This is a genomic window from Photobacterium sp. GB-72 (assembly GCF_003026095.1).
In the GTDB taxonomy this organism is placed as follows: Bacteria; Pseudomonadota; Gammaproteobacteria; order Enterobacterales; family Vibrionaceae; genus Photobacterium.
In genome coordinates, this window is record NZ_PYNV01000021.1 from 1 (window position 1) to 22,186 (window position 22,186).

Consider the following 22,186-nt stretch of genomic DNA (forward strand, 5'->3'; position numbering starts at 1 on the left):
GATATATTATTGGTTATTACAGCCAATTACGACCACATCAATATAATGGCGGATTAACACCGAATGAATCAGAACGATTATATTGGTTAACCTCTAAAACCGTGGCTAGTATTTGTTGACCACTACACAAGTACTCCAAATCAGCTTCTTTTGTTTCTTTCGTCCTCAGCTGCTGTTCTGTTGATCCCCCATCTATCATAGTACTTGTAAAATCAGTGAATTTAATACCACGGCTCAAAGCCTCTTCTCTTACTTTACGTAATTTATTTGAATTATCAGCTTTTAACACAATGAATGGATAATGCGATAAACTCGGATGCACATTGCCATCCAAATCAACATAATCTAGATAAGCACCTTCATCTTCAGACAGTTGTTTAGACAAACCAACACTCAAATGCCCAAGTACATTTAAGGTACGCCCTAAATCCATTTTTTTACTTAAAACTGAAATATACCTTTTCTGATTTTCATCAGGTAAATCAACCATAATATCCCCTTATAAACTGAACGTTCATATTAGCTGTATAAAAGCGCTTACGTAAAATATTAATGCTCTGTGCCTTCATACACCCACATTGATTCTGTTTTACCTGCTCGTTCAAAGCCAAGCGCTTGATAAAACGCAATGGCTTCACCATCAGCAGTCAACATTTGTTGGTGAAATCCACTGTATACAGACAACATTGCTTCCATCATTTTACGACCAATGCCCTTACCCTGATGTAAAGGGTGAACAAGCATATGGGGATAATACACAACAAGATAACCGTCTGTGATAGCGTTCCCCACTCCAACTAACTTACCGTTAGCACGAGCAGTAACCAAAGTATGAGAATTACGTAATGCAGCTAAGAGTTGTTTGGGCTTATCTGCTGAAGACCATTCATTCGCACGGTACAATGCGATAACTTCGGCTTCTTCAATCTCGCCGTTAAGTTCAACGTTAATATCCATATAAACGGTACTCCCATATCATCATGCCGAATGTTTTAATCATATACTTAATAAAAATGCGACTTTTAAAACATTCTTATCTTATTGATAAATAACGTAGCATCGCAAAAAGTAAAAATCTACATGCAGTCAACATTCAACACTCATACAGTTAGCATGGGTATTCTTATAGGGCATTATTTAATATAAGAAAAGATCCCGTAACATGTTAAAAAAAGTCTGCTATTGGCTTAAGCGATTCATTCAAGATCCCTTTTCGCATTTCCTTATCGCGGGTGCTGTGCTGTTTATTGGTTATTCACAGTATTACTCGTCTACTTCTGTAAACACCATTTCAGTGACACCGTCACAAGTTGAGCAACAAAAAAAAGACGATACGCTTTATTTTGGTTCCCCCCCGTCGAGCACAGAACTAAACAAAGACATTAACCATGTAGTGTTAAAACAGATGCTATCTCAACAGGCATTAAAATTAGGCTTGGAGAAAGGCGATCCAAACTTAAATGAAATGTTGATGCAACGTTACCTGTCCTATGTTTCACAGTTAGCTAAGATCAATGCCACCAACACAACCTTATTACATCAATACTATTTAACGCATCAAGCGCGTTATAAGCATCCCGATATGTACTCATTGTGCTATCACTTTTTAACGCCACAAGAAGTGCAACACCCTATTGCTACGATGGATTCTCAACAATGTTTAAGTGATGTGAGTAAGCAGGCATTATTGGCAAAGCTGGGTACAAAAACAGTAGACGCATTAGCCGCACTAGCACCAAACCAATGGTCAACACCGATTGATACTCCCTTTGGCGCGATAGCAGTAAAGGTACTCGATTATCAAAAAGCAGGCGTTCTCAGTTTTAAGCAGGCCAAGCAACAATTATCACAAGATTTTGCCCGTGATGATGTTAATAAAAAAATAGCTGCCGTTATTAAGCAATATCACATTGCACTACCCGCAGGTTCAGATTTTACCGTTAACACAAAGACACTATTAAACAATGTATAAGCACATCTCTTATTTTATGTGGCGCTTAGTTGTTGGCACAGTCGTTGGCGCCCTGATTACGGTAGTAATGGCACCACTGGCAATGGCGCATCCTTATCAGCCCTCAGTGGGTTTGATCACACAGTTAGATAATCAACAATATAAGTTGGCGTTAAAACTACCGGTAATTGCAGGTGAACATACACAAATAACACCCACCTTAACTAATGGCGGCACGGTACGTTTATTGTCATCACAGCGAAGTGACAATGGTTTCGGAATGGATGAACAAGATTATTTGCTGCAACTTAAAGCGAATACATCATCACCGACTCTGGTATTTAACGGACTAAAAACAGGCCAGCTACTCACGCAGTTAACGCAAAAAGATGGGAAAGTGAGTACGCTTGCGCTGTATAAAGGGCATAACAGCCTACACTTAACCGATAAGATCTCGATTTGGACAACAATAAAGCTATTTGTCACCTTAGGTATCACCCATATCTTAACGGGGATTGATCACCTAATGTTTGTGGCGGGCTTATTGTTATTTACGCGCGATTTTAAAACCTTCTTAAAGGCCATTACCTGTTTTACCTTAGCCCACAGTATTACGTTAAGTTTATCTGCGCTTAATCTGGTACACATTCCAGAGCCGCCAGTAGAAACGGGAATTGCACTGAGTATTTTGTTTTTGTGTTATGAGCTTACTCGCCCTTATGACAAACAACATCCAACATTAAGCCGAAAATTTCCGTGGATAATTTCATTTTCCTTTGGTTTGTTACATGGATTGGGGTTTGCCAGCGCATTAAAAGAAGTAGGATTAAGCCAAACCAGCATTCCATTAGCCCTCGCCTGTTTTAATATTGGTGTTGAGATCGGGCAATTGATCTTCTTATCGTTTCTTATCGTGCTATTGAAGTTGTGCGCTAAAGTGCCTGTATTTCATCATAAGTTCTTTCAAAAAGTGCCTTTATATACCATGGGGATCATGGCGTCTTTTTGGTTTATTCAACGGGCGTACATTATGTTCCATGTTTTATAGTGGAAGTTACAGAGAACATATATTGTATTTTTGCTGCTAGCTTGCATTCACCAATACTGTAATAGTGGCAAGACAAAAATAAAAACTGAAGTTAGTAAAGGAAGTCATCATGTATATTGCAATGAACCGTTTTAAAATCCGTTTAGGCTCTGAGCAAGAATTTATCGATATCTGGAAGAACCGCGATACCTACCTAGATACCGTACCGGGTTTTCAATCATTCAACTTGCTTCAAGGTGCATCAAGCGATGAGTACACCCTGTTTGCATCGCACTCAGTATGGGATTCTCGCCAAGCGTTTGAAGACTGGACACAATCAGAAGCATTCCGTAAAGCTCATGCTAATGCTCGCGGTAATAAAGACATTTACTTAGGTGCACCAAACTTTGAAGGGTTTGAAAGCTGCCTATAATTTACATTTAGCAAGAAATATATACCCAAATACGATTTACCTGTGTTTGGGTATTTTTATTGCCTAAATGCTGAAGAGATCTTTAAACATCACAAGATAAAACACCACCGCGATCACGCCTAATAGCCAAGCTAATACAGTAAAAACAATGCCCAAATACATCACTTTCTCGCTGACCAGCTTAGAGATCAGCTTTACAGAAAGATAAGATGAAACGATAAAACCAGAGCCGACTATCAACAAAACAACATTGATCAGAGGATGGCTAAGACTCTCACCATGAAGCAACATATAAGTACCAATCGTACCCGCAAAAGACAGTACGGGGATCAGATATATAATCAGAAATATCGCTGCAGTGCTCACATTTACTCCATCTTAGTTTAGGCGCGATGACACGTCACAATGCCGTTCAACATTTATAACAGCACCTTACGTACCTAGCCTTGCAAGGTAAACGTGCCACAACGATATATACACATAGTCGTGCGTTGTATCACATTAGATATAAGTAAAGAAATTGGCAGATACATTACCTATCACACCACACTTATAGAAAATTAAGTCACTTCTCTAACAAACACTTGTTATCACTAAAAAACAATTAATAGCTTTTAAATTAAAAGACTTAAGTGCAATTGTTAACAAACAAAATAGATAACGTATTCCCACTTCGCGAATGTTAAATAAATGCTAAAATTAAGAAAATTTATTAAAAATGATATGCCTATTGTGAAGAAAGAATCGATACTTTTATCTGCACATCGCAAATTCAATTTATTATTGAGTGACCTTGTGCTGAGCTCAAAAATTGAACCTTTCCTAGAGCAAATGGTTGATATGGTAGAAAGTTTTTTACCAGGCAGTAAAGTATCCATTCTCACTTTAAATCAACAACAAGGCACCTTACATACAGGGATAAAGAACAACCTTCCTGATTTTTATAATGAGGCTGTTAATGGTATCAAAATCGGAAAAAATGTAGGAAGTTGTGGTGCTGCTGCCTTTCTTAACAAAACAATCATTGCTAGCAATATCAATGAACACCCAAACTGGAAGCCGTTTTTAGCCGTTACACAAAAAGCGAATCTACATTCTTGCTGGTCTGTACCTTATACCGATTCAAACTCAAATGTATTAGGCACATTCGCCATTTATCATAACGAGCCTAAATCACCTTCGGACATTGAAGAAGAAATCGTTAATGTGGCAGCACTCATTATATCAGTCGCTTACGAGAAATTAATACTCGAAGAACAGCTACGCTTTAGCGCAACACATGATGAATTAACCAAGCTTCATAATCGTACTTATTTAAATGAAGTCGCAACTAAATTTTTATCACTGTGCCTACGAAAAAATTTAAAAAGCTCACTGTTATTTATCGATCTAGATAAATTTAAATTAGTGAATGATAATTTGGGTCACAAAGTTGGTGATGATCTACTTGTTTTAGTTTCAGACGTTATATCTCAACAAGTACGTGACTGTGATATTGCATCCCGTTTTGGTGGCGATGAGTTTATTATCGTAATGGAAAACACCCATACAAGAGATGGTACTCAAGTCGCAAACCGACTTCACGACGCTATTATGGCCAAAGTACCATCCGATATATTGGATTTAGGATTTGGTGTAAGCATTGGTGTCGCAACGTCAACAGAAGAAAATCAAGCCTTAGATCAACTCATTCAGAAAGCAGACCAAGCAATGTATCATGCAAAGCAGCACCGTTTAGGTGTTTATAGCGATACGTCACTTTAACTAAAGCAGCATATCTTTGAGTAAACTTTCTCACTGATCTGCAAATAATCTTGTGCTTACTCCCGTTATCTTTCATCCAAAATGTAATTATTTCACATTATAAATTAAATCAATTCCAACACGTAAATTAAGAACCATTAGATTGATTTTCAACCTACCGACATGTTAATAAATTGTTTAATTTATTTTAAGTGAACAAATTTTAAGCAGCCAAGATGAAACGTATTATCAAAATCGGATTATTATTATCACCTGCTATTTTTATCTTATGGATGATAACCTTTCCTCCTAAAACTGACATGAGTGATTTTAATTGGACTCAAACGTCTGAACAAAATGATTGGAAAGTTAGCTCCCCCAAAGCAGAAGGTTTTAACCCAGATAAGCTAATTGAACTTCACCAACAAGTAACCTTACGTAAGTCAAAAAAGATGCAGTCATTGCTGATAACACGGAATGATAAATTAATTTTTGAACAATATTACCCTGTTAGGCACTCTGGAGATGGCACCCCAATGCCAGATTTTTTTCCACCTTCACCCGATACGTATCACAATATAAAATCAGTTACCAAGACGGTCACATCAACATTAATTGGCCATCTTTTATATAAAAAAGAAATAGCCAATACTGATGTCTCGCTGTTTGATTATTTTAATAAAAAAGATATCCCCAATTTTGAAAAGAAAAGGCAAATTAAACTTCGACATGCTTTAGATTTCAATAGTGGTCTTGATTGGGCAGAATGGCATGAAAGACATAGCGATGCGATGTCCATGTGGTTATCCGATGACCCTTATCAATATATTTTCCAAAAAGGTATTAAAGATCAGCCCGGTAAAACATTTGTCTATCAAGGAGCTATGAGTGTATTACTAGGTGGAGTAATAGAAAAAATCACAAAGATGAACCTTAAAGAATATACCAATCAAGCACTATTCCAACCACTAGGTATCACTCATTATGATTGGTTTGCTCATGAAGTGACCGGTGATTATTTAGGTTCATCAGGTTTATATTTACGTCCAAGAGATCTTGCGAAGTTAGGACAACTTTATATAAACCAAGGGGTATGGAATGGTCAGCGTATTTTTTCAAAACAATGGGCACAAGAGTCTTTAAAACCTAAAGGTAAATTTTGGCCTAATAAGTCTATTGCTTACGGCCATAACTGGTGGTTTCCAACAATAAAAAAAGAGGGTAAAAAAATAGATATAGCAGGAATGAGAGGTACAGGTGGTCAAGAAGTTTTTATCATTCCACAGCTCCAACTGACGATTGTTATCACATCAGGTGCGTATATGGATCAAGATGATACTTACCCTTTTAAGCTGATCGTCGATTATATTCTGCCGTCACTTGGGATCGACGAAGCCGAATATATAACATAAAGTATTTATACGAGTACCGTTAGTTATGTAAGCTTAAGGTACTAATAATTTGCTGTATTTGGCTCCCTTTTTATTTGAATGCATTTTCTCTTTTTTATAACGTTACGCATCACGCTCTCCCCTTCACCACCGAGGTCTTATTCACCCACCTCGGTGGTGGTTTACAGAAAAATTTTATTCTCCTGAGAGCATGAGCTGTTAGCGCAATTTGCTCTTTCGGAAGAACCGAGACATTAATTTCTATCCAAACCAATAAACCCAGCAGCAATATCTTTAAGTAAGCTTTCTAACTGCTCTGCAAATAAAATAGTGACGCCATCAGTATTTTGGAAGTCCTATATCTCAACACCACGATTAATTTATCCGCGTCTCGCCTTGCCTATTTGCCCTTAAATACGGGATACTTAATGTTATGCGTGCTTAGGGTTTTACTCTTAAGCGTTTAACGACTTAAATACAATAAACTGCTGAATTTATAAGCGGTTTTAACAACAAGCCATTGCTTAGATAAAGAGTAATAATAACAACCGTAATGGCTATGGATGATTTATGAACGATAAGAACCAAGCAACACTTTATTGGATTGACTACGAGACGTTTGGCGCAAGCCCTGCCAATGATCGTCCTTGCCAGTTTGCGGGTGTCCGTACTGATATGGACATGAACATTATTGGTGAGCCACTCGTTATTTACTGTAAGCCACCAGCAGATTACTTACCGTCACCTGAAGCGTGTCTAATCACGGGTATTACACCGCAAGAAGCGATGGAAAAAGGCTTATCAGAGCCTGAGTTTATTGAAGCCATTCATGCTGAACTGTCAAAACCCAACACATGTGTTATTGGTTACAACAACGTTCGTTTTGATGATGAAGTAACGCGCTACTCCTTATACCGTAACTTCTTCGACCCATACGGTTGGGCGTGGCAAAATGGTAACTCGCGTTGGGATTTATTAGATATTATGCGTACTTGTTACGCATTACGCCCAGAGGGTGTCAACTGGCCGCTGGATGATGAAGATCGCCCTAGCTTTAAACTTGAAAAGCTGTCTGTTGCCAATGGTATTGAACACGCGAATGCTCACGATGCAATGGCTGATGTTTACGCGACAATCGAGCTGGCTAAAATCATTAAAACGAATCAACCTAAGTTGTTTGATTACCTGTTTGATTTACGTCATAAGCGCAAACTACAAGAATTAATCGATATTGTTAACTTAACACCGTTAGTGCATATCTCTGGCATGTTTGGTACTGATTTTGGCAATACGAGTTGGATTGTACCAATAGCATGGCACCCTGATAATAAGAACGCTGTTATTACAGTGAACCTTGCACTTGATCCTACCCCATTAATTGAGCTTGATGCCGACCAACTGCGTGAGCGTTTATATACTAAGCGTGTTGATTTAGCGCCAGATGAATTACCGGTGCCCGTTAAAGAAGTGCATTTGAATAAGTGCCCTGTTCTTGCTCCAGCTAAAACATTAAAAGCTGAAGATGCCGCGCGTTTAGGGATTGATAGAGAGCAATGTTTAAAGAACCTTGCCTTGATTAAACGGCACCCTGAAATTCGTGAAAAGTTAATCGAAATGTTTAGTGTTAAACGTGAATATGCGGCTAACGATAATGTTGATGCGATGCTCTACGATGGGTTCTTCTCAACAGCGGATCGTTCAACCATGGATATTATCCGTGAAACAGCGCCCGATCAGTTAGCTTCCCTTGAAATCAATGTCGATGACAAGCGTATTAAGCCGCTGTTATTCCGCTATCGTGCCCGTAATTTCCCAATGACGTTAAGTTATGAAGAGCAAATACGTTGGAAGCATCATTGTCAGGATTTCTTTGAGGTGAATATGCCAAAGTATATGGAGAACTTTGAGGCAGTCGCCTACGAACATGAATCTGACGAAAGTAAGATGAAGGTTTTACACTCACTTTATGATTATATATCTAAATTGGTTTAAGCCTTTTTACTAACACGATAGCGATGAATGAAGCCTATTACGTGACTTTCTTTTTGAATGTCGCGAATAGGCTTCTTTTTTTTAAGATTTTTATGTAGTGATTTATTTGATGATTACGTCATTAACGTTAACAATTAAAGACAACAATAAAACGGCTCACTGATTTGCGTTTATTAATAACGGAATAGCGATCATTGATACCGTGACGCTCGAGATCTATTAAGCGGTAGGTGTGCACTATGACAACACAAACCCTATTGAAATGTTATAGCTACGACAAAATAGATTTTTTTCCTGAAAAGCATCTATTGATATGGAAAGATCATACGCAAACGTTATTAACGCGAGAAGAATCTCGGTTATTAGAAGTGTTATGTCTCTGCGCTGGAGAAGTGATTGGAGCCGATTCACTCTACCGTAAAACGTTTACATCATTAGATGCGTTTGAAGAAACCAGTGATCACAATTATGACTTGAACTTACTACTGGTATCACTTACAGGGAAGTTACAATGTAACGGAGTAATGGCGATACCTATCCATGTTGTGCCTCACTATGGCTTTCGTGTCCCATTACCTTCGAAAACATCACGTCGACTGCCTTTTACTACCCGCCCTTGCCCTCGTGCTACCCCCTCTAAAAAAAAGCCATTGTTATTCAATAAGGCATGGTTTAAGTATGTGGTAATTGATTTTATTTGGCTAAAAGTGACGATTCTTTTGACACTTGCCGCGCTCATTGGTCTATTTTTGTGGAATTAAGCATCAATAAATATCACGCGATCTACATTTTTTAACGAATTATCTAAATAATGCTCTTTTTTGTGTGACAAATAACACGTTTATTTGTATGATAAATAAAATTTTCTAGCATTACTTTTTTTACTATGGATTACATTCGATCTTTTGCCATTGTTATGTTTTGCTTTTTACTTGGTCAAGGCATACAACATCTGACTCATTTGCCGATCCCTGGCAGTATTATTGGCTTGTTTTTACTGTTCTTTGGCCTCGTTACTGGCATATGCAAAACAAAATGGGTCGATAAAACCTGTAATTTACTCATCAAACACATGGCATTGCTATTCGTGCCTGTTGGAGTTGGCTTAATAAACTACCTTGGTTTAATTAAGCACAATGCAACTATCATCTTTGCGAGCACATTAGGCAGCACATTAATTGTATTGCTTGTGATCGGCCTTGCGCTTCATCATAAGGAAAAAGAGTCATGATCTGGTTAGTTGCAACGCTAGTGGTATTTTACAGCATGCGCTATTTAGCAATGAAGATTCGTAATCCACTTTTTAATCCATTGCTCATTTCGCTGATTATTTTAATCGCTGCACTGCATTGGTTACAGGTGCCGTATGAAACCTACTTTGCAGATAACGAAATAATTAACTATTTGTTAGGTCCTGCGGTAGTGGCCTTAGCCTTACCTTTATATCAGCAACTGCCTTTAATTAAGCGTAAGTGGAAAACCATTTTAAGTGCCTGTTTTGTTGGTAGTATCTTGTCAATGACATTTGGTACCTCCATTGCGTTTTTAATGGGTGCTGATGCTCAACTTGCAGCCAGTATTTTACCTAAATCTATTACCACACCACTTGCGATGGCCGCTTCTCAACAAATTGGCGGGATTCCTGCGATTACAGCAGCAATGGTGATTATTGTTGGTCTATTTGGTGCGGTGTTAGGTTATCCAGTGATGAAACTGGTCCGTATTTACCATCCGTTAGCAAAAGGGTTAACGATTGGTACGGTATCTCATGCTTTAGGTACAGCAAAAGCTGTCGAAGAAAATTATCAAGAAGGGGCATTTAGCTCATTAGCGTTAGTGATCTGTGGGATCATGACAACGTTACTCGCTCCCATCATGTTCCCTATTTTAGAACACCTGTTTTTCCACTAAGTTAGTCCTATCTCATGTTATGAGCTTAAACACTAATTCTTATTAGTTTTAAGTTCATAATGTTTTGATAACTATTTATTACAGGAAAAATTACATTTACATGTGTGAGTTCGCTCTCGATAATGTACACCATCCTGCGCTATCATTATTAATGTGACTCAAATCACACTTGATTAATGGCAATTAACTTAGAATGTTTCTCCATCAACAATACGGAGTAACACACCAATGCACGCAAAAGTTATGGATGCATTAGGTCAATTACCTAAAGAGCTTGCATCAGCTTTACGACCAATTATTGAAGATAAAGATTTTGATTCAACAATTAGTCCTGAACAATTTGAACAGTTAGTTTCCCAAACTAATTTATCTGATACTGATCTTCGTCTTGCTCTCCTTCCTGTTGCTGCTGCTTACGCTGTTGTTCCTATTTCTAATTTCTATGTTGGTGCTATTGTTCGTGGTACATCTGGTCGCCTATATTTCGGTGCAAATATGGAATTTGTAGGCGCAAGTATGGCGTGTACGATCCATGCTGAGCAATCTGCAATTAGCCATGCTTGGATCAAAGGTGAAATAGGCATTAAAGACGTAACGATTAACTACAGCCCTTGCGGTCACTGTCGTCAGTTCATGAATGAATTGAATACGGCGCAAGATTTAGTTATTCAACTTCCTGAACGTCAGCCAATGACACTGCAACAATACCTGCCTGAATCTTTCGGCCCTGCTGATCTTGGGATTAAAGATGCGCTATTAAGCGACATTAATAATGGTATTACGATTGCTGAGCAATCAGAGCTTGCTGTTGCTGCTTGTGATGCTGCAAACCGCTCTCATGCACCGTACTCTAAGAACTTCAGTGGTGTTGCATTAAAAGCCAAAGATGGTCGTGTTTTTGTGGGTATGTATGCTGAAAATGCGGCATTTAACCCAAGCCTACCACCGCTGCAAGTTGCGCTAATCAACATGAATATGTCAGGTTACAAACTATCTGAATTAGTTGAAGCGGCATTAGTAGAAAGTGCAGAAAGCCTAATCAGTCAATTAGCGCGTACTCAAGCACTACTAGAAGCACTAAATCCTGATATTCAAATGACTTATGTTGCTTACTAATCGTTAGTGCTAGCAATATCTGTTGATGTAAGACCGCCATAATAGGCGGTTTTTTATTGCCTAATGCATTCAACACAATCAGTTATATTGGCTATCTAAAAACAAAAGCGTATTATCTCGCTATGCTTTTTTGACGAAACCAATTTTTAATGTCTGATTCACATACCCCAGTTCATAACCCAGTCCAAGGTGCCGGATGGATGCTTTCTGCAGGCCTTGCCTTTGCGATTGTAAATAGCCTTGCACAATTTCTCAGTATTAAGCTCCATGTCTCTTCAACTACTTTTGCGTTAATCCAATACTTTGTTGCACTGGTGGCTATGCTGCCATGGCTGAGAACCATGGGTATTCGCCGTTCACTAAAGACAGAGCAATTCTTCCAGCACTGTTTCCGTGTCTTTCTTGCGGTGATTGGTATCCAACTCTGGCTATGGGCACTTGCCTATCCTGTTCCTATTTGGCAAGGCATTGCACTGCTTATGACTTCACCGTTATTTGCAACTATTGGCTCAGGTGTATTACTAAAAGAGAAAGTTGGCGCTGCACGTTGGTGCGCAACGCTTGCTGGCTTTATTGGTGCAATGATCATTTTAGAGCCGTGGTCTGATTCATTTAGTATTGCGACATTATTACCTGTCGGCGCTGCGGTTTTCTGGGCGGGTTATTCTTTGATGGTGAAAAAGCAATCTACTACAGAATCACCAACCACTGTTGTGATGTATTTACTTATTCTGATCACGCCATTTAACTTGTTACTGGCTCTACCTGATTTTACTATGCCAACAGGCGGCACAACATGGACATTAATCATCGCTGCTGGTCTGTTAACCGCACTGGCACAATGGGCGATTGCTAAAGCCTATGCCGTCGCTGATGCGTCATTTGTTCAACCATTCGACCACGCAAAATTACCACTAAACGTGTTAGGTGGTTGGCTTGTATTTGGTTGGGTACCACCGGGTCGATTATGGTTAGGTGCGGCGATTATTATTGCTTCTGTGGCCTTTATCACCCAGTGGGAAAAGCGAAAATAGCAAGTAACAACCGTACCCCATAAAAGATTCACTAACCGCCTTCTTGGCGGTTTTTTATTATAAGCTCTAAAGCTTTTCTAATATTTACTATTAAAGTCTATTTAAATCCCGACGCAAACGTTTGCTTAAATAAAAAAACAAGGTATTATCACGCCCAACCAACACTATCCAACATAAATAGTAAGGAATAATAATGTTAGGTACAGCTAATGGTTCAAATGCAACACGTGTTTTACTTTTAGGCTCTGGCGAGCTTGGCAAAGAAGTCGCGATTGAATGCCAACGTTTAGGTATTGAAGTGATTGCCGCAGATCGCTACCCCAACGCGCCAGCAATGCAAGTTGCACATCGTAGCCATGTAATTGATATGCTCGATGGCGAGGCGTTAAAACACATTATTGAACTAGAAAAGCCCGACTACGTTGTTCCTGAAATTGAAGCCATTGCCACTGACACGCTTGTAGAATTAGAGCAGCAAGGTGTTAACGTTGTGCCTACCGCTAATGCGACGAAACTGACAATGAACCGAGAAGGTATTCGTTGCCTAGCCGCTGAAACCTTATCGATTCCTACATCACCTTATGAATTTGCCGATCAATTTGATGATTTCTCAGCAGCGGTACATCGCGTTGGTATGCCATGTGTCGTAAAGCCAATTATGAGTTCATCAGGTAAAGGTCAAAGCGTGATTAAAACCGAGGCGGATATTGAATCTGCTTGGCAATACGCACAAGAAGGCGGTCGTGCTGGTGCGGGTCGTGTGATCATTGAAGGCTTTGTTGATTTTGATTACGAAATCACCTTATTAACTGTTCGTGCGGTCGATGGTGTGCATTTCTGTGCACCTATTGGTCATCGTCAAGAAGATGGGGATTACCGTGAGTCATGGCAGCCACAGCAAATGTCTGAAGCAGCATTAAAAGCGGCACAGGATGTGGCAGAAAAAGTAGTGAACGCACTTGGCGGTTTTGGTTTATTTGGTGTTGAGCTATTTATTAAAGGCGATACCGTGTTATTCAGTGAAGTCTCTCCTCGCCCACATGATACGGGTATGGTGACGCTTATTTCACAAGAGTTATCAGAATTTGCGCTTCACGTTCGCGCTTTCCTTGGTTTACCCATTCAACACATCACCCAATATGGCCCATCAGCTTCTGCAGTGATCCTTGCTGAAGGTGTATCATCAAACATCCGTTTCGATAACCTGTTACCTGCACTCTCTCGCCCACAAACACAGATCCGATTATTTGGTAAACCTGAAATTAATGGTCGTCGTCGTTTAGGTGTCGCGCTTACACGTCGAGAAGATATTGTTAGCGCAGTAAATGATGCCGTCAATGCCGCTGGTGATGTTGAAGTCATTTTCGATTAACCACGCTTAACCCAGCATATTACAATTTCTCTATCAGCAAAAAGGCATGGTTTCCACTAATAAGAAACCATGCCTTTATTTTTATCTGTACTTTATAACAACAAGTTATACTTCAATTAACCATACTTCTTCGGCAAATCGCGATAAACCACGTTGGCGACGAGGATGACTTTCATCGGCATCATCACGTTCAAGATGCGTCACTTTACAACCCGCAAATAATGCTTCAACGTCTGCTTTTGGCACTGAGAAAGGAGGCCCTGCCAATTCATCTTGTGGGTAGTCTAACGTCACCAACAAAATACGACCGCCAGTTTTAACCAACGATAACAGTTTGTCGACGTACATTTGTCGCATATCTTCTGGCATTGCAATTAATGCAGCGCGATCATAAACCACATCGACAGGATCGATATTTAGCGTGAAGTAATCACCTTGGTAAATCGAAATCTCATCAAATTGGTAAAGATGTTGATGGCCAACGCCTGTCACTAACGGCGTATACAGGTTTTCTGCAAAAAAGGCTTTAACTGCAATATCACTCAGCTCAACCCCAATCACGTGGTCATGTTTTTGTGCTAACCACACAAGATCTTCCGACTTACCGCACATAGGGACAAACACGCGATCATCACGTTGTGCATTTAACGCCGACCAATGCTTGATCAGTAACGGATTAACCTCTGATAAGTGAAAACCAATTCGATTTTCTGCCCAGCGTGAGTGCCAAAATTCTGCATCCATTTTATGACTCGACTTTTTCTAATTAAAATAATAATGCTGAAATAATAACATAGGTCAGTGGCTTTCAAAGAGTGCTAACAGTCGCTTTTTATAACTTCGCAGTGACTGTCAATTTTGCTATCTTTGCGCTTAAAACGGGATAACGCTGCTGACTTCAGAGTGAGCTAAATCGCGTAATAATGTTAAACCTTGTTGTAACCGCTGCTCAGAATTAATAGCCATTAGAGACAAACGGATATGCTTCGGATCGTCGCCATTTGCATTAAAATAACGCCCACTACTGACAATTAACCCTTGGTTTTTTGCTTCCATCACAAAGCGTTCCTGCTGCCAATGTTGAGGCAACGGCCACCAGATTTGAAAACCAGTTTCATTACCATCATGGCTTAAAATATCACGGGCTAGTTGTTGCCTTTTACAGGCAGTTTCACGCTGGTTTTCTGCTAACTCAAAGGCTTCACCACTCTCAATTAACTGCGTTGCCGCAATATAATTTAGCGGTGACGATAGCCAAATGTTAGCGCGAATAGTGGCCTGTAAAACCGCGATATGTGATTCGGGTACTTTTAAAAAGCCACAGCGTAAAGCAGGACTAAGGGCTTTTGATAAACCTGAAATATGAAAGCTATGCAGTGGAATGCGATTACTGATCGCGGCGATAGGATCTGGATTTAAAAAGCCGTAGATATCATCTTCAATTAACCAAATATTATTGCGTTCAATCACTGTTGCAATGGCATCTCGTCTTATTGGCGGCATGGTGATACCTGTTGGGTTTTGATGAGATGGCACGACAATGACTAATTTAGGCTGATGTTGAGTGATCACCTGTTGCAGATCATCAGGGCACATTCCCTGCTCATCAAGTTTGACCCCAACCACATGACGACCTGCTGCTTGAGCGATCGCCATAATACCGGGGTAAGTTAAGGCTTCTACCGCGATGGTATCACCAGGCTCTGTTAACGTATGAATAAGTAACGATAAGCCATGCTGTGCGCCATTCGTCAACAAGGTATTTTTAACATTCCCCCCTTCCAAACCAAACTTTTTCGCCCATGTTACAGCAGCCAAACGATGGCTTTCATGGCCTGAATGTTCGGTATAGCCCATTAAATGACAACTCAGTTGCTCTGCCGCATTCATCATGGCATCACGCAGTGGAGACAGGTTTTGAGACAAGCAAGGTTGCAAGATAGAGAAGTTAAAATCAGTTTCATCATCAGCAGGTTGAATGACATCGCTGAGTCTTGATGGTGAGCATACAAATGTTCCACGCCCAACAAACGATTCCACGCGTTTTTTATCTACCAGTAACTGATATGCTTTAGCTACCGTCGCGGGAGTGGTGTTTAATTCATCCGCAAGTACACGGTGTGTCGGCAATTTAAACCCTTTCGGATATTCACCATTGTCTATGCGTGCCTCTATTGTTTTTGCTATTTGTTTATATTTAGCGACACTCACAGTCTGATCCTATATTTATCATTATCACCAATCACTTAACTAACTTTAACCAAGTTAGCTCAAAAATGATACCTTAAATAAACAAATTGACATATGTCAATGTAACCCCTAGTGTACTAACCATCATTTGGTAACCATTTAGCTAACAATGAGCACAAATGGATAAAATCTGACATTACAAAGGTAGTTACAACCTTTAATAACAAACGTTCAGCTCGCCATCGTTTATGAATAAAGGCATTGCCTGCTGACGACATATCGCATAATGACATAACTCAATTTTACTGTATTTGGTAAGGAGAAACCTATGACAACAAGTATCGCTTTTATTGGTTTGGGTGTAATGGGCTTCCCAATGGCACGTCACCTGTTTAATTCAGGTTTCGACACCACTGTGTATAACCGCACGACCTCTAAAGCACAGCAATGGGCATCGGAGTTTTCAGGACAATACAGTGAAACACCGCGTGAAGCTGCTCAGAGCCGAGATGTGGTTGCGCTTTGTGTTGGTAACGATAATGACGTTCGAAGCGTTGTATTTGGCGCTGACGGCGTTTTAGCAGGCATGAAAGCGGGCTCTACGCTTGTTGATCATACGACAACCTCTGCGGAACTTGCTGAAGAGTTAGCGAAAGCATGCTTAGCTCAAGGCGTTAACTTTGTTGATGCGCCAGTTTCTGGTGGTCAAGCAGGTGCTGAAAATGGTGCACTTACTATCATGTGCGGTGGCGAACAAGCTGTTTTTGATAACGTATTACCGATTTTAAACAGCTACGCGAAACAAGCGGTATTGGTTGGCGGTTATGGACAAGGTCAACGCTGTAAAATGGTGAATCAAATTTGTATTGCCGGTGTACTACAAGGATTGAGTGAAGCATTAACGCTGGCACAAAAATCAAACCTTGATATCGAACAAGTTGTCAGCGTACTAAAGCATGGCGCGGCGGGCTCTTGGCAGATGGAAAATCGTGCTAAAACGATGGCTGAAGATAAATTTGATTTTGGCTTTGCTATTGATTGGATGCGTAAAGATCTTGGCTTTTGTTTAGATGAAGCGAAAAAACACGATCTTGAATTACCACTGACGGACGCAGTAGATAAACGTTATGGCTTATTACAAAACGAAGGGCTAGGCAGAATGGATACATCTGTCTTGATTAAAGCTTTCAATAAAGCGGTTTAATTTTATCTAGACCTCAGCCACTGAGATGAGAAAGTGACTTTGTGAAAACCGATATTACATAACGCCAGAAAAGCGAAAGGGATGCACTTGCATCCCCTTCTGCCGACCCCGATAAACATCAAGATCAAAAATCCGTTTTCCAATTCTACATTGGAGTCATGGAATACCGATTGAATCCATTCAGCTTACGAAATTCTGAATAGTTTAATCGAATCACGACGTACTGTTACACCACGGAAAGTTACAGGCTCTAACAACGTCATTAGTTGCTTAGAAACAAAAAACTTACCACCGTAGCTACGATCGCCACCACGATTAACCCAATCAGCAAATTCATCAGCCAGACTGAACATAGAGTTACCGACTAGTAAAACAAGAACTTTAGCAACTTCGCTATCGTTCTGACGGTTAAACTCAGCGTCACGAACTTTTTTACGATATTCGTCGACAATTCTTTCAAGGCACTCAAATCTGCTCATATACACCACCATAAAAATCGAGGCGTGGATACTACTGCTCTAGCCTATTTAAATCAACCCATCGCCTTATGTTTCTTTAAAAAACTGATACTTTTTTTCAATTTGGTAACAAAGATGATGCTATTTATCATTAAAAACACGATTTAATTTCATATTCACCCTCTAAAAACTTAAATGTTATTTCATATGCATGTTTGTATAATGACAGTATTAGATAGAGTCTATTAAGAAATACAAAATGATGACTATAAACACTAACTTTAAGCTGCTAGGTAAATTAAATCGTGAATATTTGACGATTTCAGCAATGATCGAAATTTACTGCTCACATCACCATTACGAAAAATGTAAAAAAGTTAATTTATGTGAAGACTGTGAATCTTTCAAAAACTACGTAAAACAAAGGCTAGATCGTTGTCCTTATGGTATCAACAAGCCGACATGTCGACAGTGCCCTATTCATTGCTACAACGTTCAAGAAAAGGTCAAATCACAAACAATTATGCGTTATTCGGGCCCTAAAATGATGTATAAACATCCAATAATGGCTATTACACACTTAATTAATGATAAAAGAAAAGTTAAAGCGTTAAATCAAGCAATGACTTCAAACAGAAAAATAAGAAAGAGTTAATAAACAACAAGTAAAAGTTAAATGTTCAGTAAAATATATTTTTACTTTTATATTTCATTCACTTTTAAGTCCGCTTTAGGGCTTGGCTACTTTATAATCAGCCCATTTACTGCTGTGTAAAAAACATACATCAATGTAATGACAAGAAATACCGATATAAGAAGGAAACTATTGAAAATAGCCCGTATGTACATAAATGTTTCGTTTCATGACTTTTTATAAATAAAACAGTCAACATGTTAATTGTAGTAACAAATGGCTAGTATTTATCAGTAAAGGCTCATCACTTTAAATATTTAGAGTATTGCTACCTAAAAAAACAGCGATAGATGATCGCTGCTTTTTGATAACAGATGAGTTTTATTTAGTTTCGATAATAATCAATTACTTGAATTTTCACAGGTTTATCTGCGCTGCTAATATCGACAGTAAACTGATCGTCATCAACAACTTTCGCATTTTTTGCCCCTTCCCCAATGACGTCAACACCTTCAATCTTGGTATATAGCTTGGTGTAATCGTAATGCATGGTGACAGTTGCGGTAACAGGTTTAGAAGCCGTTAATTCAAAAGTACAAATACCTGTAGGACAAAACACATCAATATCTTCTGCGGACGTCACCGCGATAGAATCTACATTCTTAATTGGCGTACCGGTGATTTTTGCTTCCCCACAGCCTGTTAATAATAATGCCGTTGTAACTGCAACAAGGCCAAGTTGAATTTTTTTCACACTGATATCCTCATGTATTCCGCTGAACGGTGATCTTTGTTCACTATAACAAAGAAAGTTTTACGTAGACTATATCAAACATAACAAGTTCAATGAATTAGCATTGCTGAGACAGTGCTAACATCCATCAACCACAAACCAACAACAACCAATTCACAATTTCACCTCTTTACCCTAACAAGTATCACTAATTATTTTCACTTCTGTTTATTGGCTAAACGAATACATAATTTATTTCTTATCAATAAGCAATAAAGGTTAATTTTTAATTAACCTTATAGGCATACTATAGATATAATCACCTACAATGTGTGAATAGGCTTTCTTTTATTCATGTTATAGACGCACCTATTTTTATTCCCACCCTATGGTGCACTCGAAGTTTCTAGGAGAAATAAATGAGTATCATTATTTTGGTCTGTTTGATCATTATTAATGGATTATTTGCTATGTCTGAGATAGCACTTGTCACAGCAAAGAAAAACCGGTTACAGCGATTAGCAGATGAAGGGAATATCTCTGCTCAAAAAGCAATAGAGCTAGGTGAATCACCAACTCAATTTCTATCAACAATGCAGATCGGTATCACTGTTATTGGTATTCTGAACGGTGTTATTGGTGAAGCTGCATTAGCTGGCCCTATTTCACATTGGTTAATTGAGTTAGGCCTTCCTGCAAAATCCGTTGGCTTTACTGCTTCAGCAATTGCGGTCATTGTTTTAACGTATGTATCGATTGTTATTGGTGAATTAGTCCCTAAACGATTAGGTCAAGTAAACGCTGTTTCTATTGCGGTATTTTTCGCCCGCCCAATTGCAGTTATCGCTTTTATTTCTCGTCCATTTGTCTGGCTATTGGCAAACTCAACCGATTTACTGTTGCGTTTATTGGGCAAAGGAAAAGACGACAGTTCAGCACTAACAGAAGATGATATCCGTGCAGTGATCGCGGAAGGTTCTCAGTCAGGTGTTATCCACCAGCATGAACATAACATGGTGCGTAATGTCTTCAATTTCGATGACCGCAAAGTATCTTCAATGATGACGCCACGAAATGAAATTGCGTATCTTGATTTAAATTATTCGCCTGAGAGCTATTTACAAAAATTACTCTCAAGCACGCATGCTTGCCTTCCTGTTGGAAATAACGGCTTCAGCGATTTAAAGGGCACATTAAATGCCAAGCAGTTATTACAATTTATCAATGATAATACGACTGAAAATCCACTATCAATTTTAGATTACTTAACCCCTCCCGTTTTCGTACCAGAAAACTGGACAGGTACAACGCTATTAGAAATGTTCCAAAGCTCAGGTACAGACTTTGCCTTCGTGGTTGATGAATATGGTGATATTCAAGGTATTGTGACTTCTCAAGATATTTTAGAGGCATTAGCCGGTAAATTTACCCCTGATAATCCAAAGGATGTTTGGTCAAAGCAAAACCCAGATGGCAGTTGGAATTTAGATGGCATGATGCCAATCACTGTATTTAAAGATCTATTAGATATTAATAAACTGCCAGACGAAGAAGACGGCGGTTACCACACACTTAGCGGTATGTTAGTGTGGCTATTAGATGATTTACCTAAATTGGATGACTGTATTCGCTGGCAAGGTTGGCAATTCCGCATTCTAACATTAGAAAATAACCGTATAGATCGTATATTAGCTCAACGCTACGAATAATCTGTTGCGTTTCATTCAATCAAAAAAAGTTAGCCATAAGGCTAACTTTTTTTTCATCTGCTCTATTAACTATAAGCAGGACTCGTTGTTTGTAACGTTGCTTTAAATGCCTTAATCATAAAAAACAGATAAAATATCTCAAAAGCAATACCATATAATAATAAGCCGTAGGTATCATGTTTTAAAGAATCGGGAAAAACAAAATACATAAGACCCGAGAATACAAACGTAAATGGAACGAGGTAAAAGATTAAAACTCGCCACGTTACAACCCAGCTTAACGAAAAGTATTTAATTAAATAGTTCTTTCCGTTATTTCCGCCATTGACGATAAATAAAATAATAAAGTTAATTATAATCATTACGTCATCAGCAAGTGACTCTAATGAATCTGTTTGTGGTAAGTAATACGAATACAGCATCATCAAAATAATCGGAATCAAAACATACAACGCAGATTCCCGCTCAGTGACATTATTGTGTTTTAAATCAAGCAACAAGGCTTTTAAATTGAAAAAATACATATCCCCCTCCCTTATTGTTAATAAGCCTATCCTGTGAAGGTGGAGATAGTGATTGTAATAATTGATGAATTAGAATGAGTTATCAAAATATAACGTTTTGATGATAGCTATTTCAATCGAACGTGATCACACCAACAATTACTGGTTAATATAACGAAAAGTCAGGTTTATACGTGGCTCATTGACACGTTTAGTCTTGGGGAGTGCATGTTGCCAATACTGCTGGGTCTCTCCCGCCATTATTAACAAAGATCCCGGTGTTAATTGAAAGGCAATTTTCTCTTTAGTGGTTTTATGTTTAAACACGAACTGCCGTGTTGCACCAAAGCTTAAAGAAGCAATAACAGGTTGATGACCTAATTCACGCTCATTGTCTTGATGCCACCCCATGTAATCTTCTCCATCACGGTATAGATTGCCAAGCACTGAGTTAAACGACGTTTTCGCTTGCTGTTCACACTGTGCTTTTAGATCTAATATTGCCGATGTCCAAGGTTGTGGATGCATAGTAAGCCCTGAATAAGTATAAACAGCATCACCGAGCCATGTTTGTAACCTCGGCTGAAGCACTGACCTACCAAATAGCGTTATGTGTTCTTGTTGCCAGTTCAGTTCGTTTTTCAATTGCTGAAAATACTGTTCAGACTGCTGTAAATTCAAAAACTGTGGATGCCAATAGAGTAATCCATTGTTGATTGTTATCCACTCCCCTTGATCAGCAAACAAATCCATCGTGGTTTCCTAAATTCATTTAACAACAAGTT

23 protein-coding genes and 1 pseudogene are annotated in these 22,186 nt (G+C 39.0%); 15 read left to right on the forward strand and 9 right to left on the reverse strand.

The window, feature by feature from the left end; all coding sequences use genetic code 11:
• Positions 1–127 precede the first annotated feature (127 nt).
• Together C9J40_RS18620 and C9J40_RS18625 are read right to left on the reverse strand one after the other, a co-directional pair.
• Positions 128–490 (reverse strand): annotated as a pseudogene (locus C9J40_RS18620) (DUF2000 domain-containing protein); the annotation flags it as partial.
• A gap of 59 nt (positions 491–549) precedes the next feature.
• On the reverse strand, positions 550–957 hold the full coding sequence (locus C9J40_RS18625; protein ID WP_107208118.1) for a GNAT family N-acetyltransferase: 408 nt from the start codon (positions 955–957) through the stop codon (positions 550–552).
• Between the two features lie 205 nt (positions 958–1,162).
• Here C9J40_RS18625 and C9J40_RS18630 point away from each other — a divergent pair, with 205 nt between their 5' ends.
• From C9J40_RS18630 to C9J40_RS18640, 3 genes are all read left to right on the forward strand, one after another.
• Positions 1,163–1,972: a peptidyl-prolyl cis-trans isomerase gene (locus tag C9J40_RS18630; protein WP_107247640.1), complete on the forward strand. Its 810-nt coding sequence runs from the start codon at positions 1,163–1,165 to the stop codon at positions 1,970–1,972.
• Positions 1,965–2,999: a HupE/UreJ family protein gene (locus tag C9J40_RS18635; protein WP_107247641.1), complete on the forward strand. Its 1,035-nt coding sequence runs from the start codon at positions 1,965–1,967 to the stop codon at positions 2,997–2,999. Before C9J40_RS18630 ends, C9J40_RS18635 begins: the two co-directional genes overlap by 8 nt.
• A gap of 109 nt (positions 3,000–3,108) precedes the next feature.
• On the forward strand, positions 3,109–3,411 hold the full coding sequence (locus tag C9J40_RS18640; RefSeq protein ID WP_107247642.1) for an antibiotic biosynthesis monooxygenase: 303 nt from the start codon (positions 3,109–3,111) through the stop codon (positions 3,409–3,411).
• A 63-nt stretch (positions 3,412–3,474) separates the two neighbouring features.
• Here the strand turns inward: C9J40_RS18640 and C9J40_RS18645 are convergent, their stop codons facing one another.
• Positions 3,475–3,777, reverse strand: a complete 303-nt coding sequence (locus tag C9J40_RS18645) for a hypothetical protein (RefSeq protein WP_107247643.1) — start codon at positions 3,775–3,777, stop codon at positions 3,475–3,477.
• Positions 3,778–4,206: 429 nt separating this feature from the next.
• Between C9J40_RS18645 and C9J40_RS18650 the strand changes: the two genes are divergently transcribed.
• From C9J40_RS18650 to purT, 9 genes are all read left to right on the forward strand, one after another.
• Complete coding sequence (locus C9J40_RS18650) at positions 4,207–5,175, forward strand: sensor domain-containing diguanylate cyclase (RefSeq protein ID WP_158259561.1); 969 nt, start codon at positions 4,207–4,209, stop codon at positions 5,173–5,175.
• A gap of 215 nt (positions 5,176–5,390) precedes the next feature.
• Positions 5,391–6,566 carry a serine hydrolase gene (locus C9J40_RS18655; protein WP_107247645.1) on the forward strand — a complete coding sequence of 392 codons (1,176 nt, stop codon included), beginning with the start codon at positions 5,391–5,393 and terminating at the stop codon, positions 6,564–6,566.
• A 549-nt stretch (positions 6,567–7,115) separates the two neighbouring features.
• Positions 7,116–8,537, forward strand: coding sequence for an exodeoxyribonuclease I (sbcB, locus tag C9J40_RS18660; RefSeq protein WP_107247646.1), 1,422 nt, complete (start codon positions 7,116–7,118; stop codon positions 8,535–8,537).
• A 239-nt stretch (positions 8,538–8,776) separates the two neighbouring features.
• Complete coding sequence (locus C9J40_RS18665; RefSeq protein ID WP_107208277.1) at positions 8,777–9,298, forward strand: hypothetical protein; 522 nt, start codon at positions 8,777–8,779, stop codon at positions 9,296–9,298.
• A gap of 125 nt (positions 9,299–9,423) precedes the next feature.
• Positions 9,424–9,768, forward strand: coding sequence for a CidA/LrgA family protein (locus tag C9J40_RS18670; RefSeq protein WP_107208276.1), 345 nt, complete (start codon positions 9,424–9,426; stop codon positions 9,766–9,768).
• Positions 9,765–10,448: a CidB/LrgB family autolysis modulator gene (locus C9J40_RS18675; RefSeq protein ID WP_107247647.1), complete on the forward strand. Its 684-nt coding sequence runs from the start codon at positions 9,765–9,767 to the stop codon at positions 10,446–10,448. Before C9J40_RS18670 ends, C9J40_RS18675 begins: the two co-directional genes overlap by 4 nt.
• Before the next feature lie 228 nt (positions 10,449–10,676).
• Positions 10,677–11,564, forward strand: coding sequence for a cytidine deaminase (gene cdd / locus C9J40_RS18680; protein ID WP_107247648.1), 888 nt, complete (start codon positions 10,677–10,679; stop codon positions 11,562–11,564).
• A 149-nt stretch (positions 11,565–11,713) separates the two neighbouring features.
• Positions 11,714–12,598 (forward strand): DMT family transporter, encoded by an 885-nt coding sequence (locus C9J40_RS18685; RefSeq protein WP_107247649.1) that lies wholly within the window; start codon positions 11,714–11,716, stop codon positions 12,596–12,598.
• Positions 12,599–12,791: 193 nt separating this feature from the next.
• Entirely contained in the window at positions 12,792–13,970 is a 1,179-nt protein-coding gene (purT, locus tag C9J40_RS18690) for a formate-dependent phosphoribosylglycinamide formyltransferase (RefSeq protein ID WP_107247650.1), read from the forward strand.
• A gap of 105 nt (positions 13,971–14,075) precedes the next feature.
• Here purT and C9J40_RS18695 read toward each other — a convergent pair whose 3' ends face one another.
• Positions 14,076–14,714: a thiopurine S-methyltransferase gene (locus C9J40_RS18695; protein WP_107208272.1), complete on the reverse strand. Its 639-nt coding sequence runs from the start codon at positions 14,712–14,714 to the stop codon at positions 14,076–14,078.
• Positions 14,715–14,843: 129 nt separating this feature from the next.
• Complete coding sequence (locus tag C9J40_RS18700; protein ID WP_107208271.1) at positions 14,844–16,181, reverse strand: PLP-dependent aminotransferase family protein; 1,338 nt, start codon at positions 16,179–16,181, stop codon at positions 14,844–14,846.
• 307 nt (positions 16,182–16,488) lie between these two features.
• On the opposite strand from C9J40_RS18700, the gene C9J40_RS18705 reads away from it, so the two are divergent.
• A complete protein-coding gene (locus C9J40_RS18705; RefSeq protein ID WP_107247651.1) occupies positions 16,489–17,364 on the forward strand; it encodes an NAD(P)-dependent oxidoreductase in 876 nt (291 codons plus the stop codon).
• Between the two features lie 185 nt (positions 17,365–17,549).
• Here the strand turns inward: C9J40_RS18705 and C9J40_RS18710 are convergent, their stop codons facing one another.
• Positions 17,550–17,843, reverse strand: a complete 294-nt coding sequence (locus tag C9J40_RS18710; RefSeq protein ID WP_005367981.1) for a hypothetical protein — start codon at positions 17,841–17,843, stop codon at positions 17,550–17,552.
• 241 nt (positions 17,844–18,084) lie between these two features.
• On the opposite strand from C9J40_RS18710, the gene C9J40_RS18715 reads away from it, so the two are divergent.
• On the forward strand, positions 18,085–18,477 hold the full coding sequence (locus tag C9J40_RS18715) for a nitrous oxide-stimulated promoter family protein (RefSeq protein WP_107247678.1): 393 nt from the start codon (positions 18,085–18,087) through the stop codon (positions 18,475–18,477).
• A gap of 364 nt (positions 18,478–18,841) precedes the next feature.
• Here C9J40_RS18715 and C9J40_RS18720 read toward each other — a convergent pair whose 3' ends face one another.
• Complete coding sequence (locus C9J40_RS18720) at positions 18,842–19,210, reverse strand: lipoprotein (RefSeq protein ID WP_107208269.1); 369 nt, start codon at positions 19,208–19,210, stop codon at positions 18,842–18,844.
• A gap of 398 nt (positions 19,211–19,608) precedes the next feature.
• Here C9J40_RS18720 and C9J40_RS18725 point away from each other — a divergent pair, with 398 nt between their 5' ends.
• On the forward strand, positions 19,609–20,898 hold the full coding sequence (locus tag C9J40_RS18725) for a hemolysin family protein (RefSeq protein ID WP_107247652.1): 1,290 nt from the start codon (positions 19,609–19,611) through the stop codon (positions 20,896–20,898).
• A 65-nt stretch (positions 20,899–20,963) separates the two neighbouring features.
• On the opposite strand, the gene C9J40_RS18730 is transcribed toward C9J40_RS18725, so the two are convergent.
• Positions 20,964–21,422 carry a hypothetical protein gene (locus C9J40_RS18730; RefSeq protein ID WP_107247653.1) on the reverse strand — a complete coding sequence of 153 codons (459 nt, stop codon included), beginning with the start codon at positions 21,420–21,422 and terminating at the stop codon, positions 20,964–20,966.
• Positions 21,423–21,560: 138 nt separating this feature from the next.
• A complete protein-coding gene (locus C9J40_RS18735; protein ID WP_107247654.1) occupies positions 21,561–22,154 on the reverse strand; it encodes an alpha-ketoglutarate-dependent dioxygenase AlkB in 594 nt (197 codons plus the stop codon).
• Between the last annotated feature and the right edge of the window lie 32 nt (positions 22,155–22,186).